This window comes from Kocuria sp. UCD-OTCP (assembly GCF_000349605.1).
GTDB lineage: Bacteria > Actinomycetota > Actinomycetes > Actinomycetales > Micrococcaceae > Kocuria > Kocuria rosea.
The window spans coordinates 209,011-235,513 of sequence record NZ_KB714684.1; the positions used below are offsets into that span (position 1 = coordinate 209,011).

Consider the following 26,503-nt stretch of genomic DNA (forward strand, 5'->3'; position numbering starts at 1 on the left):
CCGGCGTGTTCGTCGACCACCTCTCCCTGCTCGACTACCGGACGTATGCCCATCTGGACATACGTCTCGCTCCCGGGACCACCGTGTTCCTCGGGCCGAACGGCGTGGGCAAGACGAACATCGTCGAGGCCCTCGACTACACGGCGGGCCTGTCCTCGCACCGGGTGTCCTCCGACGGCCCGCTGATCCGCTTCGGCGCCGACCGCGCGATCGTCCGCGTCCGGGTGCGGCGGGGCGGGCAGCAGACCGTCCTGGAGCTCGAGCTCAACGACGGCCGCGCCAACCGGGTGCGCATCAACCGGGCCTCCCCGGTGCGGGCCCGGGACGCGCTCGGCATCGTGCGGACCGTCCTGTTCTCGCCGGAGGACCTGGCGCTGGTGAAGGGGGACCCCTCCCACCGCCGGCGCTTCCTCGACGACCTCGCGAAGTCCATGCGCCCGGTCCTCGCGGGCACCCTGGCCGACTACGAGAAGGTGCTCCGGCAGCGCAACGCGCTGCTGAAGTCGGCCCGCCGGAGCGGCCGGTTCACGGACACCCACCGGTCGACCCTGGCGGCGTGGAACGACCAGTTCGCCCGCGCCGGGGCCGGCATCCTGCACGCGCGCCTGCAGCTCATCGACGCCCTGGCGCCCCAGGTGGCGACCGCCTACGGCCAGCTCACGGACGGGACCAAGGAGACGACCCTGCGCTACGTGTCCTCGGTGCTGCCCGAGAGCGCGGCCGGGGACGCCGAGCGGCTGCGCGGGTTCACGCCCGCGGACCTGCACCAGCTGATCCTCGACGCGTGCGAGGCCTCGGAGCAGCGGGAGCTCGAGCGGGGACTGACCCTCGTGGGCCCGCACCGCGACGAGCTCGAGCTGCTGCTCGGGACGGCGCCGGCCCGGGGCTACGCCTCCCACGGCGAGACCTGGTCCTACGCCCTCGCGCTCCGCCTCGGCTCCTGGTACGTCCACCTGGCGGACGACCCCACGGAGGGCGCCGCGCCGATCCTCGTCCTGGACGACGTGTTCGCGGAGCTCGACGCCCGCCGCCGCAGCCGTCTCGCCGCGATCGTGGCCTCCGCGGAGCAGGTGCTCGTGACCGCCGCGGTCGAGGAGGACCTCCCGGCCGAGCTCGTGGCCGGTCCGCACGACGTGGTGCGGGTGGGTCCCGGCACCGCCGTCCGGGACGACGAGCAGGCGCCCGCCGGGACCGGTCCGGAGCCGGAGGAGGCGTCGTCGTCGTGACCGGGCCGCGGCGCGAGGACGACCCGCTCCCCGCCGGGGAGCCCCAGGAGCCCCCTGTCCCCGAGGCGAACGTCGTGCGGATCGAGGACGAGATCGACGCGCCGGCGGCGCTGCTCACCCGGATGCGCCACGCGGCGGAGGCGCGCGGGGACGGGCGGCTCTACGGGGCGGCCGCCCGGCGCAACCTCAAGGGCTTCGGCGCCGCCATGGAGGCGGCCACCGCGTCGGCCGCCGAGCGCCTGGGCCGCCGCGGCAACGACGTCGACCCGCGGGCGCTCGGCGGGTACTCCGGGGCGGGCCGCTCCGCCCGCGACCCCCGGGGGGTCGGCACGGTGCTGGACGGGCTCGTGTCCGGGCGCGGCTGGAAGGCGCCGGTCGCCGTGGGCTCGGTGCTGGCCCGCTGGGACGACCTCGTGGGCCCGGGCATCGCCGGGCACTGCCGGCCGGAGAGCTTCGACGAGACCGTGGTGCGGGTCCGGTGCGACTCCACCGCCTATGCCGCGAACCTGCGCCTCATGGTCCCGCAGCTGCTGCGCATGTTCGACGAGCACCTGGGGGAGGGCATCGTCACCCGGATCGAGATCCTCGGTCCCACGGCCCCGAGCTGGAAGCGCGGCCGCCGCTCCGTGCAGGGCCGGGGGCCCCGCGACACCTACGGCTGAGGCCGGCGGTCCGGACCGCTGAGCGGCCTCGTGGCGCGCTGCGGCCCCCCTGTGGCGTCCTGGGGGTGGCGGAGCGGAGGAAAAGTGGTCCTGAGGCCCTTTCCCGGCCGCTCAGAGGGACCTGTGAGCACCCCGAGCCCACGGTTTTCCGATAGAATCGGTTCCAGACAGCAATCGACGGACCGGGCCCCCACGGCCGATCGCGACCACCTCGCCCGCGGCGCGGGCACCCGGAGTCGTCGACCCGTTCCGACCCCGCACGAGCCGATGAGCCGCCCGAACGTCTCATCGGCGTTCTCTTGTGCCGTCCGGAGCGGGACCGGTGTGCCCAACAGGAGGAGCCAGGAACCCGTGGCAACAGAGGATCCGCAGAAGCGCGAGTACGGTGCCGGTGACATCACCGTCCTGGAAGGTCTCGAGGCCGTCCGGAAGCGACCCGGCATGTACATCGGCTCGACCGGCCCGCGGGGGCTGCACCACCTCGTGTACGAGGTGGTCGACAACTCGGTCGACGAGGCCCTGGCGGGCTACTGCGACCACATCGAGATCACCCTGCAGGCCGACGGCGGCGTCAAGGTCGTGGACAACGGCCGCGGCATCCCCGTGGACATCCACCCGACCGAGGGCCGGCCCACGGTCGAGGTCGTCATGACGATCCTGCACGCGGGCGGCAAGTTCGGCGGCGGCGGCTACGCCGTCTCGGGCGGGCTGCACGGCGTGGGCATCTCCGTGGTCAACGCGCTGTCCCGGCGCGTCGAGACCGAGGTGCGGCGCCAGGGCCACGTCTGGCGGATGGTCTTCGCCGACGGCGGCATGCCCCAGGGCGAGCTCGTCCGGGGTGAGGAGACCTCGGAGACCGGCACCACCCAGGTCTTCTACCCGGACCCCGACATCTTCGAGACCGTCGACTTCGACTTCGAGACGCTGCGGGCCCGCTTCCAGCAGATGGCGTTCCTCAACAAGGGTTTGCGGATCACCCTCACGGACGAGCGGGCGCCGGAGGAGTCCGGCGAGGAGATCGCCGGCTCCGCCTCGGACCGCACCGCCGTCCACGCGGACGCCGAGCCGGTCGAGGGCCGCGACGGCGGCACCGACGTCGCCCGGCTCAACCACGAGGACGAGGACGGCGCCGGCCACCGCCGGGTCGTCTACAAGTACGACCACGGCCTGCTGGACTACGTGACGTTCCTGAACACGTCCAAGAAGGCCGACCTCGTCCACGACGACGTCATCGCGCTCGAGTCCGAGGACACGGAGCGCAAGATGTCCCTCGAGCTCGCCATGCAGTGGACCACGGCCTACACCGAGTCCGTGCACACGTACGCGAACACGATCAACACCCACGAGGGCGGCACCCACGAGGAGGGCTTCCGCTCGGCGATGACGTCCCTCGTGAACCGCTACGCCCGGGAGAACAAGCTGCTCCGGGACAAGGACGAGAACCTCACCGGCGACGACGTCCGCGAGGGCCTCACGGCCGTCATCTCGATCAAGCTCGCCGAGCCCCAGTTCGAGGGCCAGACCAAGACGAAGCTCGGCAACTCCGAGGCGAAGACCTTCGTCCAGCGCGAGGTGAACAACCGGTTCGGCGACTGGCTCGAGCGCAACCCGGCCGCGGCACGGGAGATCATCCGCAAGGCGATCAACGCCTCGCAGGCGCGGCTCGCGGCCCGCAAGGCGCGCGAGACCACCCGGCGCAAGGGCCTGCTCGAGTCGGGCGGGATGCCCGGCAAGCTCAAGGACTGCTCCTCCAAGGACCCCTCCCTGTCCGAGATCTACATCGTGGAGGGTGACTCCGCGGGCGGCTCGGCGGTGCAGGGCCGGGACCCCGCGCATCAGGCGATCCTGCCGCTGCGCGGCAAGATCCTCAACGTGGAGCGCGCGCGGCTGGACCGGGCGCTGTCCAACACCGAGGTGCAGTCGATGATCACCGCGTTCGGCGCCGGCATCGGCGACGACTTCGACATCGAGAAGGCGCGGTACCACAAGATCGTGCTGATGGCCGACGCCGACGTGGACGGACAGCACATCACCACGCTGCTGTTGACCCTGCTGTTCCGGTTCATGCGCCCGCTGATCGAGCACGGCTTCGTCTACCTGGCCCAGCCGCCGCTGTACCGGATCAAGTGGTCCAACGCCCCGCACGACTACGTCTACACGGACGCCGAGCGGGACGAGGCGCTGGCGCGCGGGCTCGCCAACAACCAGCGCATCCCCAAGGACAACGGCATCCAGCGCTACAAGGGCCTCGGCGAGATGGACTACACCGAGCTGTGGGACACCACGATGGACCCCGACCACCGCACCCTGCTGCAGGTGACCATGGAGGACGCGGCCGCCGCCGACCAGATCTTCTCCGTGCTCATGGGCGAGGACGTCGAGTCCCGCCGCGAGTTCATCCAGCAGAACGCCAAGGACATCCGGTTCCTCGACATCTGACCCGCGACATATGTCCCACTCGGCATGCAATGACCGGGGGCGGGACCTGCGCAGGACCACGAGGACGAGCAGACAGAACGGAAAGACCGCATGAGTGACGAGACCCAGGACGGACCGACCCCGGAGGACGCCGGCCTCGCCGGCGACCTCGAGCACACCCCCGTGCTGACCGACCGCGTGGAGCAGGTGGACCTGCAGACCGAGATGCAGCGGTCCTACCTCGACTACGCGATGGCTGTCATCGTGGGCCGCGCCCTGCCGGACGTCCGGGACGGGCTCAAGCCGGTGCACCGGCGCGTGCTGTACGCGATGTACGACGGCGGCTACCGCCCCGACCGCTCCTTCAACAAGTGCGCCCGCGTGGTGGGCGAGGTCATGGGCCAGTACCACCCGCACGGCGACTCCGCGATCTACGACGCCCTCGTGCGGCTGATCCAGGGCTGGGTGATGCGCTATCCGCTCGCCCTGGGGCAGGGCAACTTCGGCTCCCCGGGCAACGACGGCGCGGCCGCCCCGCGGTACACCGAGACCAAGATGGCGCCCATCGCCATGGAGATGGTCCGGGACATCCACGAGGAGACCGTCGACTTCCAGGACAACTACGACGGCAAGAACCAGGAGCCGTCGGTGCTGCCGTCCCGGTTCCCCAACCTGCTGGTCAACGGCTCGTCCGGCATCGCCGTGGGCATGGCCACCAACATCCCGCCGCACAACCTGCGCGAGGTCGCGGACGGCGTGCAGTGGTACCTCCAGCACCCGGACGTCTCCAACGAGACGCTGCTCGAGGAGCTGCTGCAGCGGATCAAGGGCCCGGACTTCCCGACCGGCGCGCAGATCCTCGGGCACAAGGGCATCGAGGACGCCTACCGCACCGGCCGCGGCTCGATCTCCATGCGCGCCGTGGTCAGCGTCGAGGAGATCCACAACCGCACCTGCCTGGTGGTCACCGAGCTGCCCTACCAGGCGAACCCGGACAACCTCGCGATGAAGATCGCGGACCTCGTCAAGGACGGCCGCATCACCGGCATCGCCGACATCCGGGACGAGACCTCCGGGCGCACCGGGCAGCGGCTGGTGATCGTGCTCAAGCGCGACGCGGTGGCCAAGGTGGTGCTCAACAACCTCTACAAGCACACGCAGCTGCAGGACAACTTCTCCGCCAACATGCTCGCGCTCGTGGACGGGGTGCCCCGCACACTGAGCCTCGACGCGTTCATCCGGCACTGGGTCACCCACCAGATGGACGTCATCGTCCGCCGCACCGAGTACCGCCTGCGGCAGGCCGAGGCGGAGGCCCACATCCTGCGGGGTCTGCTCAAGGCGCTCGACGCCCTCGACGAGGTCATCGCGCTCATCCGCCGCTCCCCGACGGCCGACGACGCCCGCAGCGGGCTCATGGAGCTGCTGCAGATCGACGAGGACCAGGCGCAGGCCATCCTCAACATGCAGCTGCGCCGGCTCGCGGCCCTCGAGCGGCAGAAGATCCAGGACCGGCACGCGGAGCTCGAGCGGCTCATCGCCGAGTACACCGAGATCATCGCCTCGGAGGAGCGCCAGCGCGGCATCATCTCCTCGGAGCTCGACGAGATCGTGGGCCGCTACGGCGACGACCGCCGCTCCGAGATCATGTACGGCTACGACGGCGACATGTCGATGGAGGACCTGATCCCCGAGGAGGAGATGGTCGTGACCATCACCCGCGGCGGATACGTCAAGCGCACGCGCTCCGACCAGTACCGCTCCCAGCGGCGCGGCGGCAAGGGCGTGAAGGGCGCGCAGCTGCGCGGAGACGACGTCGTGGAGCACTTCTTCGTCACCACCACCCACAACTGGATCCTGTTCTTCACGAACCTGGGCCGGGTCTACCGCACCAAGGCGTACGAGCTGCTGGAGGCGGGCCGGGACTCCAAGGGCCAGCACGTGGCCAACCTGATGGCCTTCCAGCCGGGGGAGCGGATCGCCCAGGTCATGGAGCTGCGCTCGTACAGCGACGCCCCGTACCTGGTGCTCGCCACCCGCAGGGGCCTGATCAAGAAGTCCCGGCTGATGGACTACGACACCAACCGCACGGCCGGGGTGATCGCGATCAACCTGCGCGACGACGACGAGCTCGTCTCGGCCCAGCTGGCGTCCGCGCAGGACGACCTGCTCCTGGTCTCCCGCAACGGGATGTCCCTGCGCTTCACCGCGAGCGACGAGGTGCTGCGTCCCATGGGGCGGGCGACCTCCGGGGTCACCGGCATGAAGTTCCGGGACGGCGACGAGCTGCTCTCCGCCAACGTGGTCACCGACGACGCCTACGTCTTCGTGGTCACCGAGGGCGGCTACGCCAAGCGCACCAAGGTGGAGGAGTACCGGGTGCAGGGCCGCGGCGGCATCGGCATCAAGGTGGCCAAGCTCGCGGAGCAGCGCGGCCGGCTGGTCGGCGGGATCATCGTGGGCGAGGAGGACGAGGTCCTCGTGGTCATGGAGTCCGGCAAGGTCGTGCGCACCGGCGCCTCCGAGGTCCCGGCCAAGGGCCGCGACACGATGGGCGTGATCTTCGCGAAGCCCGCCCAGGGCGACACGATCACCGGGGTGGCCCGCAACGCCGACCGGGAGATCGCCGAGGAGGTCGACGCCGAGGCCGTGGCCGAGGTCGACGTCCAGCTCGACGAGACGATGGAGACGGCCGACGTCCTGGACACGGGCGAGGCAGACGGAGAGGCCGACGAGCTCGGTCCGGTCCCCGGTTCCGGGGACACGACGGACGATGAAGTAGCGTTGGACCCGAACAACAACGGAGGTAACGCATGAGCTCGAGTTCCGGCTCCAACACCGCCGGCCGGTCCGGACGCTCCCCCCTGGCGTCCGCACCCCGCCCCGGGAACGGGTCGCCGTCCGGGACGGCGAGACCCTCGACGAGCGCCCGGACCGCGCCGAAGCCGGCGAAGTCGGGCTCGGGTCCCGCGAAGTCGAGCGCTGCCCGGTCCGGCTCCGGCCCGGCGAAGAGCGCCCGGCCCGCGAGCTCGACGAAGGGCCTGGTCCGCCCGGCCCCACGGCCGCGGGTGCGCCGGGCGCGGCTCGTGGTCTCGAAGGTGGACACCTGGTCGGTGCTCAAGCTCGCGTTCCTGCTGTCGGTCGCGCTGGGGATCATCACCGTGGTCGCCGCGGTCGTGCTGTGGATCGTCCTGGACCTCACGGGCCTGTTCGACGGGATCAACGAGCTGCTCGGGATGCTGGGCGGCGCGGGCGGGGCCCTGAACATCAAGGACTTCCTGTCCTTGGGGCAGATCGCGATCTTCGCGACCATCGTGTCCGTGGTCAACGTCATCCTGCTGACCGCCCTGTCGGTGCTCGCCGCCCTGCTGTACAACATCGCGGCGGCCCTCGTGGGCGGGATCGGGCTCACCCTCACGGACGACTGATCCGGCGCGGTTCCGGGGAGTCCGGCCCGGCCGGGGCGATTTGGCACGGGTCGGCAACTCCGGTATCGTTTCTTCTCGGTCCGCAAGGGCCGTGAGAGGGCGTATAGCTCAGACGGTTAGAGCGCTTCGCTGATAACGAAGAGGTCCCAGGTTCAATTCCTGGTACGCCCACGGTTTCCCTTTTCCGCAGCTCAGGAGGCAGGCGTGAACAGGAAGATGGCTGCGGCTCTCGCCCTGGTCGGCGCGTCGGTCGCGCTGCTCACCAAGCTGCGGGAGGCCGACGCCGACAGGAATGCCTGGGCGGACGCCACCGACGAGGTGGAGTAGCCCGGTACACCGCGGGGACGTGGCGCAATTGGTAGCGCATCTGCTTTGCAAGCAGAGGGTTAGGGGTTCGAGTCCCCTCGTCTCCACCACATCGGATCCCGATCGAGCAGACGCTCGGTCGGGATCTTCTCGTTCCCGGCCGCATCCCCGGGCGCATCACCGCGCGCCGCCGCAACGGCAGAGGCCCCCGCTCCCTGCCGGGAGCGGGGGCCTCTGCCCGAACGGGCGGGGGTCAGGCCTCGTTCTCGTCCTTCTTGCCCTGGATCTGCTCCTTGACCTCGTGGATCGTGGTCTTGGCGTCCTCACCGACGGTCTTGGCGCTGTCCTTGACCTCCGCGGCGGCGTCCGAGACACCACCGGACTGGCCGGCCGGGGTGGTCGTGTCCTTGACGTCGTCGACCTGCACACCGGTGCCGGCGGCCACGGTGGACTGCTGGGCCACCGGGGAGGCGGTCACGCGCGGGGACGTGGCCGCCGGGGTCTTCCAGGGGTCCTCGACCGGGCGGGACGCCTTCCAGGCGGCCACGCCGGCCGCACCGCCGGCCACGAGCAGGCCCAGCAGCAGGAGGCCCTTGTGGGACTTCTCGGCCTTCTTCTGCTGCCTGGCGTAGTCCTTGGCGACCTTCGAGGCGGCCTTCTTCGCGTTGGCCACGGCCTTCTTGTCACCGGTCAGCTTCGCGACGATCGCCTCGAGCTGCTCGGGGGTGTCCGCGTCGGCGAACTTGCCCGCGAGCAGGGCGGCGGCACCGGCGTACTTCGCCTGCATCGCGGCGCGGCTCTCGGAGGCCCGGTCCGCGGCCTTCGCGGCCACGGGGCCGGCGGTCTTCGCGGCCTTCGCCGCGACCGGGGCGGTCACCGCGGCGGCCTTCAGCTTGGCGGAGCCGGAGAGCTCATGGGCGCGGCCCAGACCCTCCTGGACCTTCGGCCCGGCAGTCGCGACGCCACCGGCGAGGGCCGCGGCGCCCGCCTCGACGCTGTGCTGGAGCCGGGGCGCGAGGTCACCGATCTCCTTGGACGCCCACTTGCCGGCGTCCAGGACCTTGCTCTCCGCGGCCTTCTGCGCCGCGACGGCCTTCTTCTCGCTCTTGGACTTCTTGAAGCTCATGAATCCATCCCTCCTCGGGTCGTGACAATCCACTGTCAGCATACGGGCAGAGCCGTCGGGGCAGGAGGGTGCGCCGCGCAATCCCGGGCCTTTTCACTGTGCGCTGAACCCCGCTGCCCCACCGCGAGGGGCCTCCGGGGACCGTGCAAGAATGGGCGCATGACTTCTGCCATCCCCACCGCCAAGGCGACCATCCACACGAACCACGGCGACATCGTCGTGAACCTGTTCGGCAACCACGCCCCGAAGACCGTCAAGAACTTCATCGGTCTCTCGGACGGCACCCAGGAGTGGAGCGACCCGCGCACCGGTGAGAAGCAGACCGGTCCCCTCTACAAGGACGTGGTCTTCCACCGCATCATCAAGGACTTCATGATCCAGGGCGGGGACCCCCTGGGCCAGGGCATCGGCGGACCGGGCTACGAGTTCGACGACGAGATCCACCCCGAGCTCGACTTCAACGAGCCCTACATCCTGGCGATGGCCAACGCCGGCAAGCGCAACGGCAAGGGCACCAACGGGTCCCAGTTCTTCATCACCACCGCCCCCACCACTTGGCTGCAGGGCAAGCACACCATCTTCGGAGAGGTGGCCGACGACGCGTCGCGGAAGGTCGTGGACGAGCTGAACAGCGTCCGCACCGGCGGCATGGACCGCCCGGTCGAGGACTGCGTGGTCACCTCGATCGACATCGAGCAGCTCTAGATCCGAGCAGTCTCCCCGTCCTGGCACCGCCGGGACGGGGACCAGCGGCGCAGGCCCGTCCGGAGCGATCCGGACGGGCCTGCGCCGTTGCCGTCCCGTCCCACCTCGTCCATCCCGTCCAGCGAACCGGGCCCGCGGAGAACCGGCCCAGGAGGAGTCCCAGTGAGCGGCGAGCGACCGCAGTACGGCGCGTCCACCGGGGGAGACATCCCGGTGTGCCCGCGCCACCCCGACCGTCCGGCGTACGTGCGGTGCCAGCGGTGCGGCCGGCCGACGTGCCCGGAGTGCCAGCGCACGGCCGCGGTGGGCGTCCACTGCGTCGACTGCGTGCAGGAGGCGACGCGCTCGCGCCCCGCCGTCCGCACGAGCCTCGGCGGCCGCGCGGCCCAGGGCTCCCCGATGCTCGTCACCTGGTGGCTCGTCGGCGTCAACGCGGTGGTCTACGCGCTGCAGTGGCTCGGGCAGGCGGCGGGCGTGAGCCTGCTGCAGATGTTCGCCTACGCCCCCGTGACCACGACCTCCGAGCCGTGGCGGATGCTCACGAGCGGTTTTCTGCACTCGATGTCCAGTCCGCTGCACCTGATCCTGAACATGTACATGCTCTACCTGTTCGGGCGGATGCTCGAGCCGGCGCTGGGCCGCGGCCGGTTCCTGCTGCTGTTCCTGCTCTCCGTCCTCGGCGGATCGGTGGGCGTCCTGCTGCTGTCGCACCCGCTCAGCCTCGTGGTCGGCGCGTCCGGGGGCGTGTTCGGCCTGTTCGGCGCCCTGTTCGTGCTGCAGCGCCACCTGGGGCAGTCCATCACCCCCATCGCGGTGCTGATCGGCGTGAACGTCGTCTTCGGCTTCCTCTTCCCCGGCATCGCCTGGCAGGCGCACCTCGGCGGACTCGTCACGGGAGCCCTCGTCGCCTTCGGCTACACGGCCGCCACCCGCCGGCGCCGGGGTGCCGGCGGCCGCCGCTGACGCCGGACGGCACCCGTCCTCAACCCCTCGCGCGCCGGCGGACGACCGTGTTCTCCACAGGGGTTGTCCCCACCTGTCGACAAGTTACACCGGTGGAATTCCACACCTGTGAGCAACGGTGTGGACAGGGCCGGGGCGGCTTCCACAGCTGTTAATAACGCTGTGGAGAGCGAGCTGTGCACACAGTTCTCCACACCTGTGGACAACGTTGTGCACCGGTTGGGGAGAAGGGGCACGACCGTGCCGGCCGGGACGCCGTCCTCATCGGATCCTCAGGCGGCGTGCGGAAGACTGGAGGGGTGCGGATCCCGCCGCGCCCACGGAGGAGAACGGGAGGACACGTGCGCGTGCTGCTGGTGGAGGACGAGGTGGACCTCGCGGAGTCGCTGCGCCGCGGGCTCACGAACGAGGGCTTCGTCGTCGACGTCGCCCACGACGGCATCACCGGGGGGTGGCTGGCCGGCGAGAACCCCTACGACGTCGTGGTCCTGGACCTGATGCTGCCCGGCAGGAACGGCTACGCGGTGCTCGAGGGGCTGCGCGCCGCCGAGAACTGGGTCCCCGTCCTGATGCTCACCGCCAAGGACGGCGAGTACGACCAGACCGACGCCTTCGACCTCGGCGCCGACGACTACCTCACCAAGCCCTTCAGCTTCCTCGTGCTCGTGGCGCGGCTGCGCGCCCTCATCCGCCGGGGGGCGCCCGAGCGGCCCGTGGTGCTCACGGTCGGGTCCCTGCAGCTCGATCCCGTCCGCCGGACCGTGACCCGCCGGGGGACGGCGCTCGAGCTCACCGCGAAGGAGTACGTCATCCTCCAGTACCTGATGCAGAACGCGGAGAAGGTCGTCTCGAAGCTGGAGATCATGGACAACGCGTGGGACGCCGGCTTCGAGGGCTCCGAGAACATCGTCGAGGTCTACGTGGGCTATCTCCGGAAGAAGATCGACGCGCCCTTCGGCCTCTCCACCCTGCAGACGGTCCGCGGCATGGGCTACCGGCTGGTCCCGGACGAGCCCGGGGCGCCGGCGTCGTGACCTCCGCCAGGAGGGGGCTCCTCGACCGGTGGGGGGTGCGGGAGCGCAGCACCGCCGCCGCGGCGCTGCTCATCCTCCTGGTGATGGCCGTGGCCGGAGCCGTGCTGCTCGAGGTCCTCAGCCGCGCGGCCGTGGGGGCCGCCCACGACCAGGCCGTGGCCCGGCAGACGGAGATCCTCCAGGACCTGGGGCTCCCGTGGGGCCCGCGCAGCGCCGGGGGCGCGGCGGGGGAGACGGCCGTGTTCACGCAGGCCGGGCTCGGCGAGCTGATGCTGCGGCTCGGCCGCCCGGGGGTCATCGTGCAGCTCCAGGACGCCGACGGACAGGTGGTGGCCGCGTCCCCCGCCAGCGCGCTGGGCACGGACCTGTCCGTGCCGGTCCTGGAGCCGGGGCGGTCCTTCGACTCCGCGGCGACCGGGGACGGGCTCGCGCTCAGGACCAACGACCACGTGTATGTCGCTCACGGCATGTACATCAACGGGGTGCCCCTGACCCTCACCGTGGCCGTGCCCATGGCGCTGCAGCAGGGCACCCTCCAGACCGTGTCCCTGTTCCTGCTGGTCGGCGGGCCGGTGCTGGCGCTGCTCGGCGCCGCGCTCATGTGGTTCCTGGTCGGCCGCTCCCTGGCCCCGGTGCGCCGCATCACCGGACAGGTCCGGCGCATCGGCACGGCCCGCCTGGGGGAACGGGTCGACGTGCCCCCCACCCGGGACGAGATCGCGGCGCTCGCCGAGACCATGAACGGGATGCTGGACCGGCTGCAGACCTCCGACCGGGCACAGCGGCGGTTCGTGGCGGACGCCTCCCACGAGCTCCGCAGCCCGCTCGCCACCCTCACCACCACGATCGAGGTGGCCGCCTCCGACCCGTCCGGGGCGACGTGGCCCGAGGTCGCCCCCGTCCTGAGGTCCCAGTCCCGCCGCATGGGCCAGCTCGTGGAGGACCTCCTGACCCTCGCCAAGGTCGACGACGCCGGGCTGCGGCTGCGCACCGCGGACACCGACCTGGACGAGGTGGTCCGGGAGGAGATCGCCCGGATGCGGCCGGCCTCGCGGCACGAGGTGCGCGTGCACGTGGACCCCGTGCGGGTCCGCGGGGACGCCAGCCGGCTCCAGCAGGTGGTCCGCAACCTGCTCTCCAACGCGGAGCGGCACGCGGACACCTGGATCGCCGTCTCCCTGGTGGCCGAGGGGGACGAGGCGGTCGTGACCGTGGTCAACGACGGCGACCGCATCGCGCCGGAGGACCGGGAACGGGTCTTCGAGCGGTTCGTGCGGCTCGACGACTCCCGGACTCGGGACACGGGCGGATCCGGGCTGGGCCTGGCCATCAGTCGGGAGATCGTCGCGGCCCACGGGGGGACGATCGGCGCGGGCGAGGACCCGGAGGGCCGGTGCCGCTTCCAGGTGCGTCTCCCGCGGGAGGGCGGGGACGGCGAGGGCTGAGCACCTCGCGTTCACCTCCCGTTGGCGGCACCGTCACGCGGGCCGCCTAGCGTCTCCCTGGTCGGCGGGAGCCCCCCGACCCCGCTCCGACGAGCACGGATGCACCCCCGGGCAGCCGTGCGGAATGCCCCGGTCCGTCGGCGGACCGGGGCATTCGACTGCTCCGCGACCGGGGGCCCCGGGCCGCCGGCCGGGATCCCCGGCCTCCGGCGGCTCACCCGCCGGGCTCTCAGTACCCGGCGGCGGCGGCGCCCCAGACCTGCGCGGTGAGTTCCTCGAGGCGCTCCTCGGGTGTGCGCTGGGCGCGCAGGGCCTGGGCGACGAGCCGCTGCGCGGTGGAGGCGAGGTGCTCGCGCATGGCGCGTGCCGCCTCCGCCTCGTCCCGGGCGAGCACGGCCCGGACCAGCGCGTCGTGCTCGCGCGCGAGCTCCCCGACGGGCCGCCGCGACGTGGCGGCGACGACGCCCAGGAAGGACGTGGTGGTGCGCAGCCGCTCCACGAGCTGGACGGCCTGGGCGTTGCCGGCGACGAGCAGCAGCGCACGGTGCAGTCCCTCGTCCGCCTCGGCGGTGGCCTCGAGGTCCCCGGTCCCGGCCGCCTCGTGCAGCGCCTCCCACCGGGCCCGGATCCGGTCCAGCTCCTCGGGCGCCGCGAGACGTGCGGCCCGGCGGGCGGCCGGGACCTCCAGGGCGGTGCGCACCGCGAAGATCTCGGCGACGTCGTCGGGACTGACCTCGACGATCTCGAAGCCGCGGTTGCGGTGGAACCGGATCAGCCCGGCCTCGCCCAGCCGCAGCAGGCCCTCCCGCACCGGGCTGCGGGAGACGTCCATGGCGGAGGCCAGCTGCTGCACCGAGTAGAGGCGCCCGGGCTCCATCTCGCCCGCCGTGATCGCCCGGCGCACCGCGGCCATCACCTGCACGGCGAGCGAGCTCCCGGTCGTGGCGGTGACGGACGGCAGCGCGGGGGCCGCCGGCCCGGGACGGTCGCCGGCCGGGGACCCGGTGACGGAGCGGGGTGGGGTGGTCACGGGGTGATCGTCAGCTTGATGTCCCCGGGCCGGTGCTCCTCGGCCCGCTGCATGGCCTCCGCGATCCGCTCGAGGGGGAACTCGGGCCCGAGACAGTGCTCCACGTCGATCTCGCCCTCGGAGATCCGCCGCAGGGCCTCGCGGAAGGACGTCAGCCCCGGCTCGGCCTGCGCCGCCACGGAGCACTGCAGCCGCAGGTTCTTGCGGAACGCCGTCCACAGCGGGACCTCGGTGTGCCCGTGCCGCTCCGGCAGGCCGAAGAAGCCGACGATGCCCCGGTCGGCCGCGAGCTCGACGGCCTGGTCGCGCAGCACGTCGTGCCCCACGGCCTCGATGACGAGGTCGGCGCCGCGGCCCCCGGTGACCTCGGCCACGACCGCGGCGAGGTCCTCCTCCGGCACCCGCACGGGGACGGCGCCCAGCCGGCGGGCGACCTCGAGCCTGCCCGTGTCCAGGTCGGAGGCGACGACGTGCGCGAAGCCCAGTCGGCGGGCCTCCTCCACGAAGAACAGCCCGGCGGAGCCCGCGCCCATCACCACGCACGTGTGCGCCCGGCGGGCAGGCGTCTCCACGGGCCAGAACTGGCGCATGGCGTAGAGGCACGTGCCGTACTGCTGGGCCATCATGAGCCGCCGCAGCTGCAGGGAGTCGCCCGGGTCCGTGCCGGCGGGCAGCTCCACGACGTGCAGGTCGTCCAGCAGCTGGAGCTCCGCGAAGCACCCGCCCATCTCGCCCTGGGGGACCGTCAGCACCAGGGTGCCCTCCGGGACGCGCTCCGAGCGGGACTCGACCACCACGCCGACCCCTTCGTGGCCGGGGTAGCCGGGGCGGCGCGGGCCCTCCGCGTGGAGCAGCCCGTGGAAGGCCGCGTGCAGGTCGGATCCGCAGATCGAGGCGTGCAGCATGCGCACCACCAGCTGACCGGGTTCCCGGGCGTGCGGATCGGGCCAGTCGGTGACCGTGACGGTGCCCGTGGTGGGGACGTGGGATGCTCGCATGCGCGCCTCCTGGGGTCGGGCGCGCCGGGCGCCGGTGGGTGACATGCTACCCACGGTTTGGTGCCGCGGACGGGCGTGACGCCGGATTAAACCCGCGGCGCGCCCGGATCGGCGCCGACGGCCTCGGCGGGGACCGCGAAGACGGGGCGGGGGGACTGCAGCCGGGCGGGTGCGGGCAGGTCGCGGCGCAGCACCCGGTCCCCGCGCTCGAGCTCGAGGGAGAACCCGCCGACGGCGTGGTGCACGTTCTCGCCCAGCACCGTCCGCTCCACGACCTGCTCCGGGCCGGGCGGCCCGTGCAGCAGCAGCACCGGCTCACCCTCCCGCAGCTCCTCCTCGACGCGGGCCACCGCCTGCACCCAGTGGCTCTCCCGCACGCCGTCCGGGACGCGGAAGGGCACGACGACGGCGCCGCCCGCCGCCTCGTGCGCGCCCGGCGCCAGGACCCACGCCCGCCGGCCGTGCGGCGGCTCGGCGGGTGGCGTGCGGCCCTCCGCGGGCACGGGCCACACGTAGTCCAGGCCGGCGGGGTCGCCGGGGAAGACCGCGCGGTAGAGCTCCTCGTCCTTGCGCAGCAGGTTCGACCGGTGCGAGCGGTGGAACGCCTCGTCGCCCAGCCAGGGCGGCGGCGGCGCCACGTCGTCGTCGGGGGCGCGGTCCCAGGCCTCGGGGGCGAACTCGCGGATCTGCCACCCCGTGCTGTCGGCCCCGCCGCGGGCCGTCCACTCGTCGACCATCGCGCGGCCGTAGGCGACCAGGGCGGGCACGTGCCCGGCCCACATCGCCGTGGCCGGGTGGCGGTACCACCCGTAGCCCGGCACGGTGGCCGCGCGCAGCACCTGCAGGGTCTCCACCCGCTGCTTGCCGAGCCGCTTGCGGTCGAGGACGCGGGCCGAGCGGGCGAAGTCCGGGTACGGGAGGAAGGTCTGCACCGCCCCAGTGTCCTACGGATCCGCGGCCTCCACCACCGCACCGGCCCGTGCGCCGGGGCCCGCGCGGGGGGACACTGGGGGCATGCCCCTGCCCCGCGCGCTGGAGCCGTTCCGGCTCGGCCGGTACCGTGTGCTCGCCTTCGCGATGTTCAGCAGCGTCTTCGGCGCCGGGATGTGGGCGGTGGCCCTCGTGCACCAGGTCCTGCAGCTGGACGGCACGGCCGTGGACCTCTCGGCCGTGACTGCGGTGGGCGCGCTCGGCATGCTCGTCTTCGTGCTCGTGGGCGGGATCGCGGCCGACCGCTTCCTCCTGGCCCGGGTGCTGCGCCTCGTCGAGACCGCCAACCTCCTGACGGCGGGGACGCTCGCCGTCCTGGCCCTGGCGGACGGGCTGCGCATGGGGCACCTCGCCGCGGCGGCGTTCGTGTTCGGCGCGGGTCTCGGCTTCTTCTATCCGGCCTACTCGGCCTCGCTGCCCCGGATCCTGCCCGCCCGGCAGCTGCTCGCGGCCAACGGGGTGGAGGGCACGGCGCGCCCGCTGCTGCAGCAGGCGGCGGGACCGGCCGTGGCGGGTCTGCTCATCGGGCTGGTCGCCCCCGGCGGCGCGCTCGCCCTGATCGCGCTCTGCCACGCCGCCGCGCTCGTGCTGCTGCTGCGCCTGCACGTGCCCGGCCACGACGCCGATTCGGACGCCGGCGCGGACACGGATCCAGGCGCGGGGGAGCCGTCCCCGCCGCGGGAGGCGGTGGGCGCCCTGCGGTCCGTGCGGCAGGACCTCATGGAGGGCGTGAGCTACACGGTGCGGACCCCGTGGCTGCTGTGGACCCTGCTGTGGGCGGTGCTCGCGGTCTTCCTGCTGCTGGGTCCCCTGGAGGTCCTCGTCCCGTTCCTGGTCCGGGACCGGCTGGGCGGGGACGCCTCCACGTTCGGCTACCTGCTGGCGTGCTACGGCGGGGCCAGCGCGGTGGCCTCCCTGGTGGTCGCGTCGCTGCCCCTGCCGCGGCGCTACCTCAGCTGGATGATCGTGCTGTGGGGGTTCGGGACGCTGCCCTTCGGTCTCGTCGCGACCACCGACTCGTTCTGGGTCATGGCGCTGTGCCTGGCCTTCGTGGGCGCCGGGGACGGCGCGGGCATGGTGCTGTGGGGCACTCTCCTGCAGCGCCGGGTCCCGCGCCACATGCTGGGGCGGGTCTCGAGCCTCGACTTCTTCGTCTCGATCGCCCTCATGCCGGTGTCGATGGCGGTCGCGGGACCCGTGGCCCAGGTGGTGCCCCTGCCGGTGATCTTCTGGACCGTGGCCCTGCTGACCCCGGCGCTGGGGCTGGTGGCCCTGTGGGCCGGGCGGATGCGCGAGGACGAGCTGGCGCACCCGCTGGCCGGCTGAGCGCCGCCGTTGCACCCCACAGGGCGCAGGGACGGGGACGTGCGGACCGGGGGCGGTGCCGCGTCCCGACCGGACGCGGCACCGCTCCGCTCACCGCACGAGCGGTGGACGGCCCGCGGGTCAGTAGGCCTTGACGCGCTGCTCCACGATCAGGTGGATCAGGGCGAACTGCCCTTCCTCGTCGATCGCCCTCAGGGCGGCCTCGAGCGCGCCGGGGATCTCGGCGTCGGTCTCCACGCGCACCCCGAACCCGCCGAAGGCCTGGGCCATCAGGGCGAAGTCGGGGTTCTTGAGCTGGGTGCCCGAGACGCGGTCCGGGTAGTCCCGCTCCTGGTGGGTGCGGATCGTGCCGTACTCCTGGTTGTCCATCACGATGACCAGCGGCGTGGCCCCGTACTGGGCGGCGGTGGCCAGCTCCTGGCCGTTCATCAGGAACTCGCCGTCACCGGCGATGGTCACCACCCGCCGGCCGGGGTAGCGCAAAGAGGCCGCGACGGCGGAGGGCACCGAGTAGCCCATGGAGCCGTTGCGGGCGGAGATCATCGCCGCGTACCCCTTGGCGGGGAAGTAGCGGTGCGCCCAGTTGGTGTGCTCCCCGGCGCCGAAGGTGCACATGGCGTCGTCGGGCAGACCCGCCACGAGGTGGGCCATCATGGTGTCCATCCGGGCCCGGCCCCCGGACGGCTCCGTGGACACGGGGGTGGAGAACTCGACCTGCTTCGCCCGCAGCCGGGCGGTCCACTCCTTCCACGCCGGCTTGGCCGGCAGGTCGATGCGCACGAGGTCGCGCACGAACACGTCGGGCTTGGCCACGATCTGGTAGGACACCGGCCCGGAGCGCCCGCGCAGGGACGGGTCGATGGTGACCAGGAAGTTCTTCTTCTCCCAGTCCTGGCGGACCAGGAACCCGTTGGTGATGACGTCGCCGGGGACGGTGCCCACGAAGACCAGCAGGTCGGTCTCCTCGAGCATCTCGAAGGTCGCCTTCGGGCGGCCGTAGCCGATCGGGCCCACGTAGGAGTCCGAGTCGAACGGGACGGTGCCCTCGGTGCGCCACTCGGCCGCGGCCGGGAGGTGGTGCTCCTCGAGCCAGTCCGTGAGGCCGGCCGCACCCTCGACGGTCCAGTCGTTGCCGCCGGTCACGAACAGGGGCTTCTCCGCGGTCGAGAGCGCGTCGCGCAGCGCCTTCCAGTCGTTGACCGTCATCCCGCCGTGGGCCACGGGGATCGGCGGGTGCAGGGTCGCGTCGATCTCGGCCCGGATGATGTCCTCGGGCAGACCCACGACCACGGGGCCGGGGCGGCCGGAGTTGGCGGCGAACATCGCCTCGGCCACGATCTCGGAGGCCCGCTCGGCGTGGTCGAGGACCATCACGCGCTTGGCCCCGGAGTCGAACCACGCGTGCGGGTCGAACTCCTGGAACGCCTCCTTGTCGCGGTGCTCGAACGGGATCAGGCCCACGAACAGCACCATCGGGGTGGAGTCCTGCCACGAGGTGTGCAGGCCCACGTGGGCGTTGGCCGCGCCGGGGCCGCGGGTCACCATGGCCACGCCCGGGACGGGGCCCATCTTGCCGTCGGCCTCGGCCATGTAGGCCGCACCGCCCTCGTGGCGGCAGACGACCGTCTCGATCGACGAGTGGTGCAGACCGTCGAGCACGTCCAGGTAGGACTCGCCGGGCACCACGTAGGTGCGCTGCACGCCGTGCGCCACGAGCGTGTCCACGATGACGTGGCCCGCCGACTTGCGGGCAGTGGTCTGTGCGGGGGATGCGGGGTCCGCAGTGGTCTGGGTCAACGTGGGTCCTTTTCGCCGTTGAAAATGGAGCGGTGGGGCTGGGCAGGCCGGAACCGGCTCGGGGGTCCGGGCCTGGCGCAGTTCATCCGAAAATACCCGATACGGGCGGCGATCCGTGTCCTGGCGGTCACGGAGGAGTAAAGAAGGACGCACAGCGCCCGCGGTGCCCTGTGCGCTCCCGGGCCCGGGCACGACGACGACGGCGGCGGTGGTCTCCCCCGGAGGGGACGATCACCGCCGCCGTCGTGGATCCTGCGCGGTGCTCAGTCCTGCATGTCCTCGAGCTCGATGCCGGTGGTCTCGCGGACCATCTTGATCGTGAAGATCAGGGAGACGAGCCCGAAGAACGCGTAGAGCCCGTACGCGACGCCCAGGGAGAAGGCCGCCAGGGCCGGGAAGGTCACGGTGACCAGCCAGTTGGCGATCCACTGCACGAATCCGGCCACGGCCAGGGCGGCGCCGCGGATCCGGTTCGGGAACATCTCGCCCAGCAGGACCCACATCATGGGACCCCACGAGACGCCGAAGAAGACCACGAACAGGTTGGCGGCCACGAGGGCGAGGGGACCGGCGGTGGGGCCGAGCACCGGTGCGCCGTCGACCACGTCGGCCGTGGCGAACAGGACGGCGAGGGTGGCGAGGGACAGGGTCATGCCCGCCGAGCCGATGAGCAGGAGCCGGCGCCGGCCGACCTTCTCGACGAGCGCGATCGCCACGATGGTCACGGCGACGTTGACCACGGACGTGATCACCGTGATGGTGAACGAGTCGGCCTCGGTGAACCCCACGGACTGCCAGAGCACGTTCGAGTAGTAGAAGATCACGTTGATGCCCACGAACTGCTGCAGCGCGGCCAAGCCGATGCCCACCCACACGATCGGCTTGAGACCGGCCGTCCGTCCCTTCAGATCGGACAGCCGGGGCTTGTGCTCGATCCGGAGGGTCTCCTTGATGAGGCGCACCCGCTCGGCCGCCGACGCGGAGCCCTGCAGGTTGGCCAGCACGGCCTCGGCCTCGTCGGAGCGACCGTCCTCCACCAGGTAGCGGGGGGACTCGGGGATCGTGAACGCGCCGATCAGATAGGCGATGGCCGGGATGGCCTCGGCCATGAACATCCACCGCCAGGCCTCCAGGCCGAGCCACAGCTCCTGGGTGGAGCCGCCGGCCATGGCGGCGAGCCAGGCGTCCACCGCCAGCGAGATGAAGATGCCGAGCACGATGCCCATCTGCTGCAGCGAGCCGAGCCGGCCGCGGATGGAAGCCGGGGCGACCTCGGCGATGTAGGCGGGAGCGATGACGGAGGCGACACCCACGCCGATGCCTCCGACGACGCGCCAGAAGATCAGCCAGCCGAAGCTGTCCACCACACCGCAGCCGATCGCGCTGACGAGGAAGAGGACCGCGGCGATCTTCATCACCGGGACGCGGCCCAGGGCGTCGGCGACCCGGCCGCCGAAGAACGCACCTGCGGCGGCGCCGAGCAGGGCCGAGGCCACGGCGAAGCCGAGCGGTCCGGGAGCGACCCCGAACTCCTCCTGGATGGCCGAGACCGCGCCGTTGATGACCGCGGAGTCGTAGCCGAAGAGGAAGCCGCCGAAGGCGGCGACGATGGTGATCCGGAGGACCGCCGAGGTGTTCGGGTGCTCCGCGACCCTGGGGGTCGTGGCGTCTTGGCTCATCGGACAGCTCCCTTGCTGGTGGAGATCGGCTGCTGGTGGAGGAAGCGGCGTGGGCTCGGGACGTGCCGTCCGCCGCACCCCGGGGCGGACGCACCCGCCGACGCCGTGGGGTTCGTGTGACGCGGTCCACACTAAAACTCAGTGCGCTGAATGTCCATTAGTCGAAGACAGGTGTCGTCCGGCGCGTCATCCTGCCGGAAGGGCCCCGACGGGCAGCTCCGCGTGCTGCAGGGCGAGGATCACCGCGCCCGCCACGTGCGCCTCGATCCCCAGCAGGGCGGTCTCGATCCGCAGGCCCCGGACGCTGCCGCGGACGCCCTGGCGGGAGACGACCTCGCGCAGCGGGCCGAGCAGCAGCTCGCCGGCCCGGGCGATCTCGCCGCCGACGACCACGAGCTCCGGGTTGATGGTGTTGCACAGGTTGGCCACCGCCGTGCCGAGCAGGCGGCCGGTGTCGCCGATGACCCGCCCGCAGCCGACGTCGCCGGCGAGCGCCGCCGCCACGAGTTCGGGGACGGTCAAGTCGGTCCCGTGCGTGGCGCTCAGCAGGCCGGTGACGTCCCCGGAGGACACGTAGGTCTCGAGGCACCCGCGGTTTCCGCACCGGCACACCCGGCCGTGCTCGTCCACGGTCGTGTGGCCGAGCTCCCCGGCGGACCCGGTGGCGCCGCGGAAGAGGGACCCGTTGAGGATCAGACCGGCGCCCACGCCGTGGCCGATCTTGAGGTAGGCCATGTGCTGCGCTCCGCGCCCGGCGCCCCAGGCGTGCTCGCCCAGGGCACCCGCGTTGGCGTCGTTCTCGACGACGACGGGCAGTCCGAGCCGGCGGCCGGCCTCCTCGCGCACGTCGATCCCGCTCCACGCCGGGAGGATCGCGCTCGCACTGACCAGCCGGCCCTCGAGGTCCACAGGGGCCGGGAGGGTGAGGCCCGCGGCGAGCAGCCCGGACCGTGCCGTGCCGTGCTCCCGGAGGAGGGCGTCGAGGGTCCGGTCGACCAGCTCGAGGTCCTCGGCGAAGCGGTGCTCGGCGGGCAGCTCGTGACGCCGCTGGGCGAGGATCCTCTGGTTCAGGTCCGCGACGGCCACCGTGACGTGGCGGTGTCCCACGTCGATGCCGACCACGTGGCCGGCGGAGCCCCGGAAGCCGATGCGCTGACCCCGGCGGCCGGCGCCGTCCGTCTCCATGACGAGCAGGCCGGCGCCGATCAGCTGGTGGACGATGCTGGACACCGTCGAGGGCGCCAGTGCGGTGCGACGGGAGATCTGCGCCTGGGTCAGGTGCCCGTCACGGCGCACCGCGTCGAGCACCCGGCGCTGGTTGGCGTTGCGCAGGGACGTCTGCGAACCGGGTGGAACGGGGGACCCCGCGGGCTCGGACATCATCGTCCTCTTTCACCGGTGAACGTGAACAGGACTGTCATCCTAATCAGCGTTCACAGGTCGAAGACAGGGGTGGGCGGGCCGGCGGCTCCGCCCGCCTGTTCTCAGAGGACCTTGCCGGCCTCGGCGATCAGCCCTCTGGCGGCGGCGACCTGGGCGGGGGAGGCCGCGACGAAGTGCTCGTCGCGGGTCACCACCGTGGGCACCGTGGCGTTGCCATCGTTGAGGGACTCCACGAAGGCCAGGGCGTCCCGGTCCTCCCAGATGTTGGTCCACATGGCGCGCTCGGCGTCCGGTCCGAGTCCGCGCTCGAGCATGCCGCAGAACGGGCACCCGGGCCGCCAGTAGATGGCGACCCCGCCCTCCGCCACGTGCTGGACGGCCTCGGCGTGGGAGGCGGCCGGGCGGCGGCTGCGGGACTTGTCCTTCTTGAACACGGGGGCTCCTCGCGGGTCGGGCGGCGGGGTGGGAGTGGCGGCCCAGTCTAGCCGGACCGTTCCACGTCAAGAGCTGTCCCCTGATGAGGGGACAGGGGCTGAAAGTGGCAAGAGCCTGCCGAGAGGGTGGCGGAGGACCGCCGTGGCGGTGTCCGTCATGGAGAACATCCGATAACAATTGATTTTTCCGCAAATGTCCGCTGTTCCACGTGAAACTCCGTGTCTTTGCTCGAACATCAACCTTTTCCGACCGATGGCGCTGCTGACGTCACACCGAGGACGCGGAGCGTCACACAGCAGCCCTGCCGGCGCCGTTCCTGCGGTCAAGCTTCATGATTTGTCATTCTCTGTACCGATTCGGGGAATTGTTCCCGAACTCTCTTGCGGGCCGGGCGTTCGGGGACTCCCGGAACGTGGCGTGTGTCATGGTGGTGGGCATGGCAATTCCGGCGCAGCACTCTTCCCCCCGGCCGGCCCGCTCCACCTGGTCCCTCCCCCAGCTGCACCAGTGGGTGGTCGTCCCCTTCATCGTCGTGCTCGTCACGGCGACCGTGGGGCGGCTGCTGGTGTACTCCCCGGGAGTCGCGGCACAGGAGATCGAGGTCCTGCACCGGCTCGACGCGGCGCGCCTCGGCGTCCTGGACGCGCTGGCGCTCGTCCTGCACCACGCGTTCTCCACCCCGGGGGCGTTCGCGATCATCGCCGCCCTCACCGCCTGGCTCGCCCTGGCGCGCCGGCGGCCCTGGGACGCCGCCGGCTTCGCCGTCACGGCGCTCTTCGGCTGGGCCGCGGTCGGGATGGTGAAGGTCGCCGTCGGCCGCCCCCGGCCGGACAGCACGGCGTTCCCGGAACCCCTCGTCCTCGTGGACGGCATCACGTCCTTCCCCTCCGGGCACGCGGGTGCCGCGCTGGCCATCGCGGCGGCGTTCTGCCTCGCGATGCGCCGGTCGAGGTCCGCCTCCGCCGTCCTCGTCGCGGGCCTGGGCACGGCCGTGCTCGTCGGGCTGTCCCGGCTCTACCTGGGCGTGCACTACCCCCTCGACGTCCTCGCCTCGTTCCCTGTCGCCTGGGCGGGCCTGGCCGTGGGGTGCGGTCTCGCCAACCACCTGGTGCCCGCGCTCGCCTACGGCTTCGGCTGGCAGCAGGAGGACGCGGCGTGGCACGACGTCGAGCAGAGGCCCGCCGCCGAGGAGAGCCCCGCCGAGGACGCTCGTCCGGACACGGCACGGGTGCCGGTCGTGGCCCGGCGGACGGACCACCACGCCGCCTGACACGCCGCCCGCGGCCGTGGCACCGGGCGCCCCGCCGGGTCTCAGGGCTCGATCCGCCGGTGGAAGGGCCACCAGATGGCCCGGCCGATGTCGTAGGTCAGGGCCGGCACCAGCAGCGACCGGACGATCAGCGCGTCCAGGAGCACGCCGAACGCCACGATGAACGCCAGCTGCACCAGGAACATGATCGGGATGACGGCCAGCGCCGCGAACGTGGCCGCGAGCACGATGCCGGCCGAGGTGATCACCCCGCCGGTGAGGGTGAGACCCCGGAGGATGCCAGCCCGGGTGCCGTGCACCAGCGACTCCTCCCGCACCCGGGACATCAGGAAGATGTTGTAGTCGATGCCCAGCGCCACGAGGAAGACGAAGCCGAAGAGCGGGACCGAGGGGTCCGCACCGGGCAGGTCCAGGACGTTGTTGAACACGAGGGCGGAGACGCCCAGGGCCGTGAAGAACGAGACCACGGTGGTGAGGATCAGCAGCACCGGGGCCAGGACGGAGCGCAGCAGCAGCATGAGGATCAGGGTGATGACCACGAGGATCACCGGGATGATCAGCGTGCGGTCGGCGATCGAGGTCTCGTTGGTGTCGATGTTCGTCGCTGTGGTGCCGCCCACGAGGATCTCCGCGTCCGCCGCGCGCAGGTTCTCGCGCAGCTCCCGGACGGTCTGCTCCGCCTCGGGGGAGTCGGCGGCGTCGGACAGCGTGGCCTGGAGCTGATAGAGGCCCTCGGCCTCCGTCGGCTCGGCCCCGGCGAAGGGCCCGGCCGGGGGCGGGGCGTCCTCCCCGAGGGGCAGGGTGCCGGACGGGGAGTCGTTGGCGACGGCGACGACGCCGGCCACGCCCTCCGTGCCCTCGACCGCCTCGACCGCGGCGTCCAGGGAACCGGTCGGGACCAGCAGGACCGCGGGGCTGCCGGAGCCGCCGGGGAAGTGCTGGGCCAGGGCCTCCTGGCCGTCCCGCGCCTGGGACTCGCCGAGCACGAGTTCGCTCTGCTCCACGCCCGAGGCCTCGAACTGGGTGCTGAACCCGGCGAGGGCGAGGAGCACCACAGTGGTCACCACCCAGATCGCCCGCGGGGCGCGGGCCACGAACCGGGCCACCGAGGCCCACACGCCTCGCCCCTCGACGGTCGGGCGGGTGCCGGCCCCGTGCTCGACCACGCGCACGCGCTCCGCGCCCGAGGCGTCGTAGCGGGGCCGGAACGGCCAGAAGGCCCCCCGTCCCGTGGCGTAGAGGACCGCGGGCAGGAAGGTCAGGGCCGCCAGGACGGACATCACGATGCCGACGGAGGCCACCGGGCCCAGCGCCTTGTTCGAGGCGAGGTCCGAGAGCAACAGGCACAGCAGGCCCGCGATGACGGTGGCGCCGGAGGCGACGATCGGCTCGACCGAGCCCTTGAGAGCCGCCCGGGTCGCGTCCGCCCGTCCCCGGTGGTGCAGGAGGGCGTCCCGGTACCGGGCCGTGTAGAGCAGCGAGTAGTCGGTGGCGGCGCCGACCACGAGGATGAACAGGATGCCCTGCACCTGGCCGCTGATGGTCACGAGCTCGTTGGCCGCCAGCCAGTACACGACCAGGATGGCGGCGCTGAGGGCGAAGACCGAGGTCAGCAGCACCAGGACGGGCAGCACGGGGGAGCGGTAGACCACGAGGAGGATCACGAACACCACGGCCAGCGCCACGCCCAGCAGGATCCCGTCGATGCCCTCGAAACCGGCCACGAGATCGGCCGTGAACCCGGCGGGGCCCGTCACGTAGCTCTGCAGGCCCTCCGGCCGGTCCGTCTCGAACCGTTCCGCGAGCGCCTCGACGTCGTCGACGACCTCGCCGTCGGGCAGGGGGACGACGAGCTGGAAGGCCTCTCCGTCCTCGGACGGGATCAGCGGCGAGGTCTGCCCCTCGGCAAGGCCGCTCTCCTGCACCGCCGCGGCGGCGTCCTCCGCCCACGCCCGGTCGGCGGCGGTCAGCCCGCCCTCCCGGGCGAGGAGGACGATCGCGGGGATCGCCTCCGAGTCCCGGAACTCGCCCAGCAGCCGGGTGACCTGCGTGGACTCGGTGGACTCGGGCAGGAAGCTGGACTGGTCGTTGGTCGAGACCTCGGAGATCTTCCCGAAGTACGGCCCGCCCACGCCGGCCACCGCGAGCCACCCGACGATCAGCAGCGCCGGCAGCAGGATCCGCAGCAGCGTGGTCCAGCGGGAGCGCCGCGGGGGTGCGGGGGACCCTGGGGCCTCGGCCCACGGGGCAGGACGGGACGCGGTGGGGGCCGGGGTGGTCAT

At 72.3% G+C, this 26,503-nt stretch carries 21 protein-coding genes and 2 tRNA genes; 14 read left to right on the forward strand and 9 right to left on the reverse strand.

The features are described 5' to 3' along the window. Positions 1–5 precede the first annotated feature (5 nt). The 8 genes from recF to H488_RS35740 all read left to right on the forward strand — a co-directional run bounded on the left by recF (position 6) and on the right by H488_RS35740 (position 8,150). The gene (gene recF / locus H488_RS35710; protein WP_017835074.1) at positions 6–1,226 is read left to right on the forward strand and encodes a DNA replication/repair protein RecF; all 1,221 of its coding nucleotides are present in this window, start codon (positions 6–8) and stop codon (positions 1,224–1,226) included. Continuing rightward, positions 1,223–1,888: a DUF721 domain-containing protein gene (locus H488_RS35715; RefSeq protein ID WP_017835075.1), complete on the forward strand. Its 666-nt coding sequence runs from the start codon at positions 1,223–1,225 to the stop codon at positions 1,886–1,888. Before recF ends, H488_RS35715 begins: the two co-directional genes overlap by 4 nt. Positions 1,889–2,239: 351 nt before the next feature. Next, positions 2,240–4,327 (forward strand): DNA topoisomerase (ATP-hydrolyzing) subunit B, encoded by a 2,088-nt coding sequence (gene gyrB, locus H488_RS35720; RefSeq protein WP_017835076.1) that lies wholly within the window; start codon positions 2,240–2,242, stop codon positions 4,325–4,327. A 90-nt stretch (positions 4,328–4,417) separates the two neighbouring features. Then, positions 4,418–7,123: a DNA gyrase subunit A gene (gene gyrA, locus H488_RS35725; RefSeq protein WP_017835077.1), complete on the forward strand. Its 2,706-nt coding sequence runs from the start codon at positions 4,418–4,420 to the stop codon at positions 7,121–7,123. Next, a complete protein-coding gene (locus tag H488_RS36870; RefSeq protein ID WP_081615871.1) occupies positions 7,120–7,734 on the forward strand; it encodes a DUF3566 domain-containing protein in 615 nt (204 codons plus the stop codon). The genes gyrA and H488_RS36870 overlap by 4 nt, the downstream gene beginning before the upstream one ends. Before the next feature lie 97 nt (positions 7,735–7,831). Then, positions 7,832–7,905: transfer RNA gene (locus tag H488_RS35735), tRNA-Ile, on the forward strand. Between the two features lie 33 nt (positions 7,906–7,938). Beyond that, on the forward strand, positions 7,939–8,061 hold the full coding sequence (locus H488_RS38305) for a hypothetical protein (RefSeq protein ID WP_017835079.1): 123 nt from the start codon (positions 7,939–7,941) through the stop codon (positions 8,059–8,061). Between the two features lie 13 nt (positions 8,062–8,074). Continuing rightward, a tRNA-Ala gene (locus H488_RS35740) sits at positions 8,075–8,150 on the forward strand. 143 nt (positions 8,151–8,293) lie between these two features. On the opposite strand, the gene H488_RS35745 is transcribed toward H488_RS35740, so the two are convergent. Beyond that, on the reverse strand, positions 8,294–9,166 hold the full coding sequence (locus tag H488_RS35745) for a hypothetical protein (RefSeq protein ID WP_017835080.1): 873 nt from the start codon (positions 9,164–9,166) through the stop codon (positions 8,294–8,296). Between the two features lie 159 nt (positions 9,167–9,325). Between H488_RS35745 and H488_RS35750 the strand changes: the two genes are divergently transcribed. The 4 genes from H488_RS35750 to H488_RS35765 all read left to right on the forward strand — a co-directional run bounded on the left by H488_RS35750 (position 9,326) and on the right by H488_RS35765 (position 13,313). Next, positions 9,326–9,871, forward strand: a complete 546-nt coding sequence (locus H488_RS35750; RefSeq protein WP_017835081.1) for a peptidylprolyl isomerase — start codon at positions 9,326–9,328, stop codon at positions 9,869–9,871. Between the two features lie 162 nt (positions 9,872–10,033). Next, positions 10,034–10,834 carry a rhomboid family intramembrane serine protease gene (locus H488_RS35755; RefSeq protein ID WP_017835082.1) on the forward strand — a complete coding sequence of 267 codons (801 nt, stop codon included), beginning with the start codon at positions 10,034–10,036 and terminating at the stop codon, positions 10,832–10,834. 341 nt (positions 10,835–11,175) lie between these two features. Then, positions 11,176–11,868, forward strand: a complete 693-nt coding sequence (locus tag H488_RS35760) for a response regulator transcription factor (RefSeq protein ID WP_017835083.1) — start codon at positions 11,176–11,178, stop codon at positions 11,866–11,868. Further along, entirely contained in the window at positions 11,865–13,313 is a 1,449-nt protein-coding gene (locus tag H488_RS35765; protein ID WP_031283873.1) for a sensor histidine kinase, read from the forward strand. Before H488_RS35760 ends, H488_RS35765 begins: the two co-directional genes overlap by 4 nt. Positions 13,314–13,542: 229 nt before the next feature. Here H488_RS35765 and H488_RS35770 read toward each other — a convergent pair whose 3' ends face one another. The 3 genes from H488_RS35770 to H488_RS38170 all read right to left on the reverse strand — a co-directional run bounded on the left by H488_RS35770 (position 13,543) and on the right by H488_RS38170 (position 16,273). Further along, complete coding sequence (locus tag H488_RS35770; RefSeq protein ID WP_017835085.1) at positions 13,543–14,343, reverse strand: GntR family transcriptional regulator; 801 nt, start codon at positions 14,341–14,343, stop codon at positions 13,543–13,545. After that, complete coding sequence (locus H488_RS35775) at positions 14,340–15,341, reverse strand: zinc-binding dehydrogenase (RefSeq protein WP_017835086.1); 1,002 nt, start codon at positions 15,339–15,341, stop codon at positions 14,340–14,342. Before H488_RS35775 ends, H488_RS35770 begins: the two co-directional genes overlap by 4 nt. Before the next feature lie 86 nt (positions 15,342–15,427). Beyond that, entirely contained in the window at positions 15,428–16,273 is an 846-nt protein-coding gene (locus tag H488_RS38170; protein WP_017835087.1) for an MSMEG_6728 family protein, read from the reverse strand. Positions 16,274–16,355: 82 nt separating this feature from the next. Between H488_RS38170 and H488_RS35785 the strand changes: the two genes are divergently transcribed. Continuing rightward, positions 16,356–17,657 (forward strand): MFS transporter, encoded by a 1,302-nt coding sequence (locus tag H488_RS35785; RefSeq protein ID WP_017835088.1) that lies wholly within the window; start codon positions 16,356–16,358, stop codon positions 17,655–17,657. A 120-nt stretch (positions 17,658–17,777) separates the two neighbouring features. Here H488_RS35785 and H488_RS35790 read toward each other — a convergent pair whose 3' ends face one another. The 4 genes from H488_RS35790 to H488_RS0119355 form a co-directional block, all read right to left on the reverse strand. Then, entirely contained in the window at positions 17,778–19,454 is a 1,677-nt protein-coding gene (locus H488_RS35790) for a thiamine pyrophosphate-dependent enzyme (RefSeq protein ID WP_017835089.1), read from the reverse strand. A 263-nt stretch (positions 19,455–19,717) separates the two neighbouring features. Continuing rightward, positions 19,718–21,133, reverse strand: coding sequence for a sugar porter family MFS transporter (locus H488_RS35795; RefSeq protein ID WP_017835090.1), 1,416 nt, complete (start codon positions 21,131–21,133; stop codon positions 19,718–19,720). 186 nt (positions 21,134–21,319) lie between these two features. Beyond that, on the reverse strand, positions 21,320–22,516 hold the full coding sequence (locus tag H488_RS35800; protein ID WP_109221589.1) for an ROK family transcriptional regulator: 1,197 nt from the start codon (positions 22,514–22,516) through the stop codon (positions 21,320–21,322). 101 nt (positions 22,517–22,617) lie between these two features. Then, complete coding sequence (locus H488_RS0119355; RefSeq protein WP_017835092.1) at positions 22,618–22,950, reverse strand: glutaredoxin domain-containing protein; 333 nt, start codon at positions 22,948–22,950, stop codon at positions 22,618–22,620. 437 nt (positions 22,951–23,387) lie between these two features. Here H488_RS0119355 and H488_RS35805 point away from each other — a divergent pair, with 437 nt between their 5' ends. Next, positions 23,388–24,221: a phosphatase PAP2 family protein gene (locus tag H488_RS35805; protein WP_190274532.1), complete on the forward strand. Its 834-nt coding sequence runs from the start codon at positions 23,388–23,390 to the stop codon at positions 24,219–24,221. 41 nt (positions 24,222–24,262) lie between these two features. Here H488_RS35805 and H488_RS35810 read toward each other — a convergent pair whose 3' ends face one another. Continuing rightward, positions 24,263–26,503 (reverse strand): MMPL family transporter, encoded by a 2,241-nt coding sequence (locus H488_RS35810; RefSeq protein WP_017835094.1) that lies wholly within the window; start codon positions 26,501–26,503, stop codon positions 24,263–24,265.

What these genes read in the sequence shown, in the direction of transcription:
- H488_RS35800 (WP_109221589.1), bottom strand. Translation starts at nt 22,516, where the DNA reads ATGATGTCCGAGCCCGCGGGGTCCCCCGTTCCACCCGGTTCGCAGACG.
- H488_RS35795 (WP_017835090.1), bottom strand. Translation starts at nt 21,133, where the DNA reads ATGAGCCAAGACGCCACGACCCCCAGGGTCGCGGAGCACCCGAACACC.
- H488_RS36870 (WP_081615871.1), top strand. Translation starts at nt 7,120, where the DNA reads ATGAGCTCGAGTTCCGGCTCCAACACCGCCGGCCGGTCCGGACGCTCC.
- H488_RS35810 (WP_017835094.1), bottom strand. Translation starts at nt 26,503, where the DNA reads ATGACCACCCCGGCCCCCACCGCGTCCCGTCCTGCCCCGTGGGCCGAG.
- H488_RS35750 (WP_017835081.1), top strand. Translation starts at nt 9,326, where the DNA reads ATGACTTCTGCCATCCCCACCGCCAAGGCGACCATCCACACGAACCAC.
- H488_RS35775 (WP_017835086.1), bottom strand. Translation starts at nt 15,341, where the DNA reads ATGCGAGCATCCCACGTCCCCACCACGGGCACCGTCACGGTCACCGAC.
- H488_RS35805 (WP_190274532.1), top strand. Translation starts at nt 23,388, where the DNA reads ATGGCAATTCCGGCGCAGCACTCTTCCCCCCGGCCGGCCCGCTCCACC.
- H488_RS35785 (WP_017835088.1), top strand. Translation starts at nt 16,356, where the DNA reads ATGCCCCTGCCCCGCGCGCTGGAGCCGTTCCGGCTCGGCCGGTACCGT.
- gyrA (WP_017835077.1), top strand. Translation starts at nt 4,418, where the DNA reads ATGAGTGACGAGACCCAGGACGGACCGACCCCGGAGGACGCCGGCCTC.
- H488_RS35745 (WP_017835080.1), bottom strand. Translation starts at nt 9,166, where the DNA reads ATGAGCTTCAAGAAGTCCAAGAGCGAGAAGAAGGCCGTCGCGGCGCAG.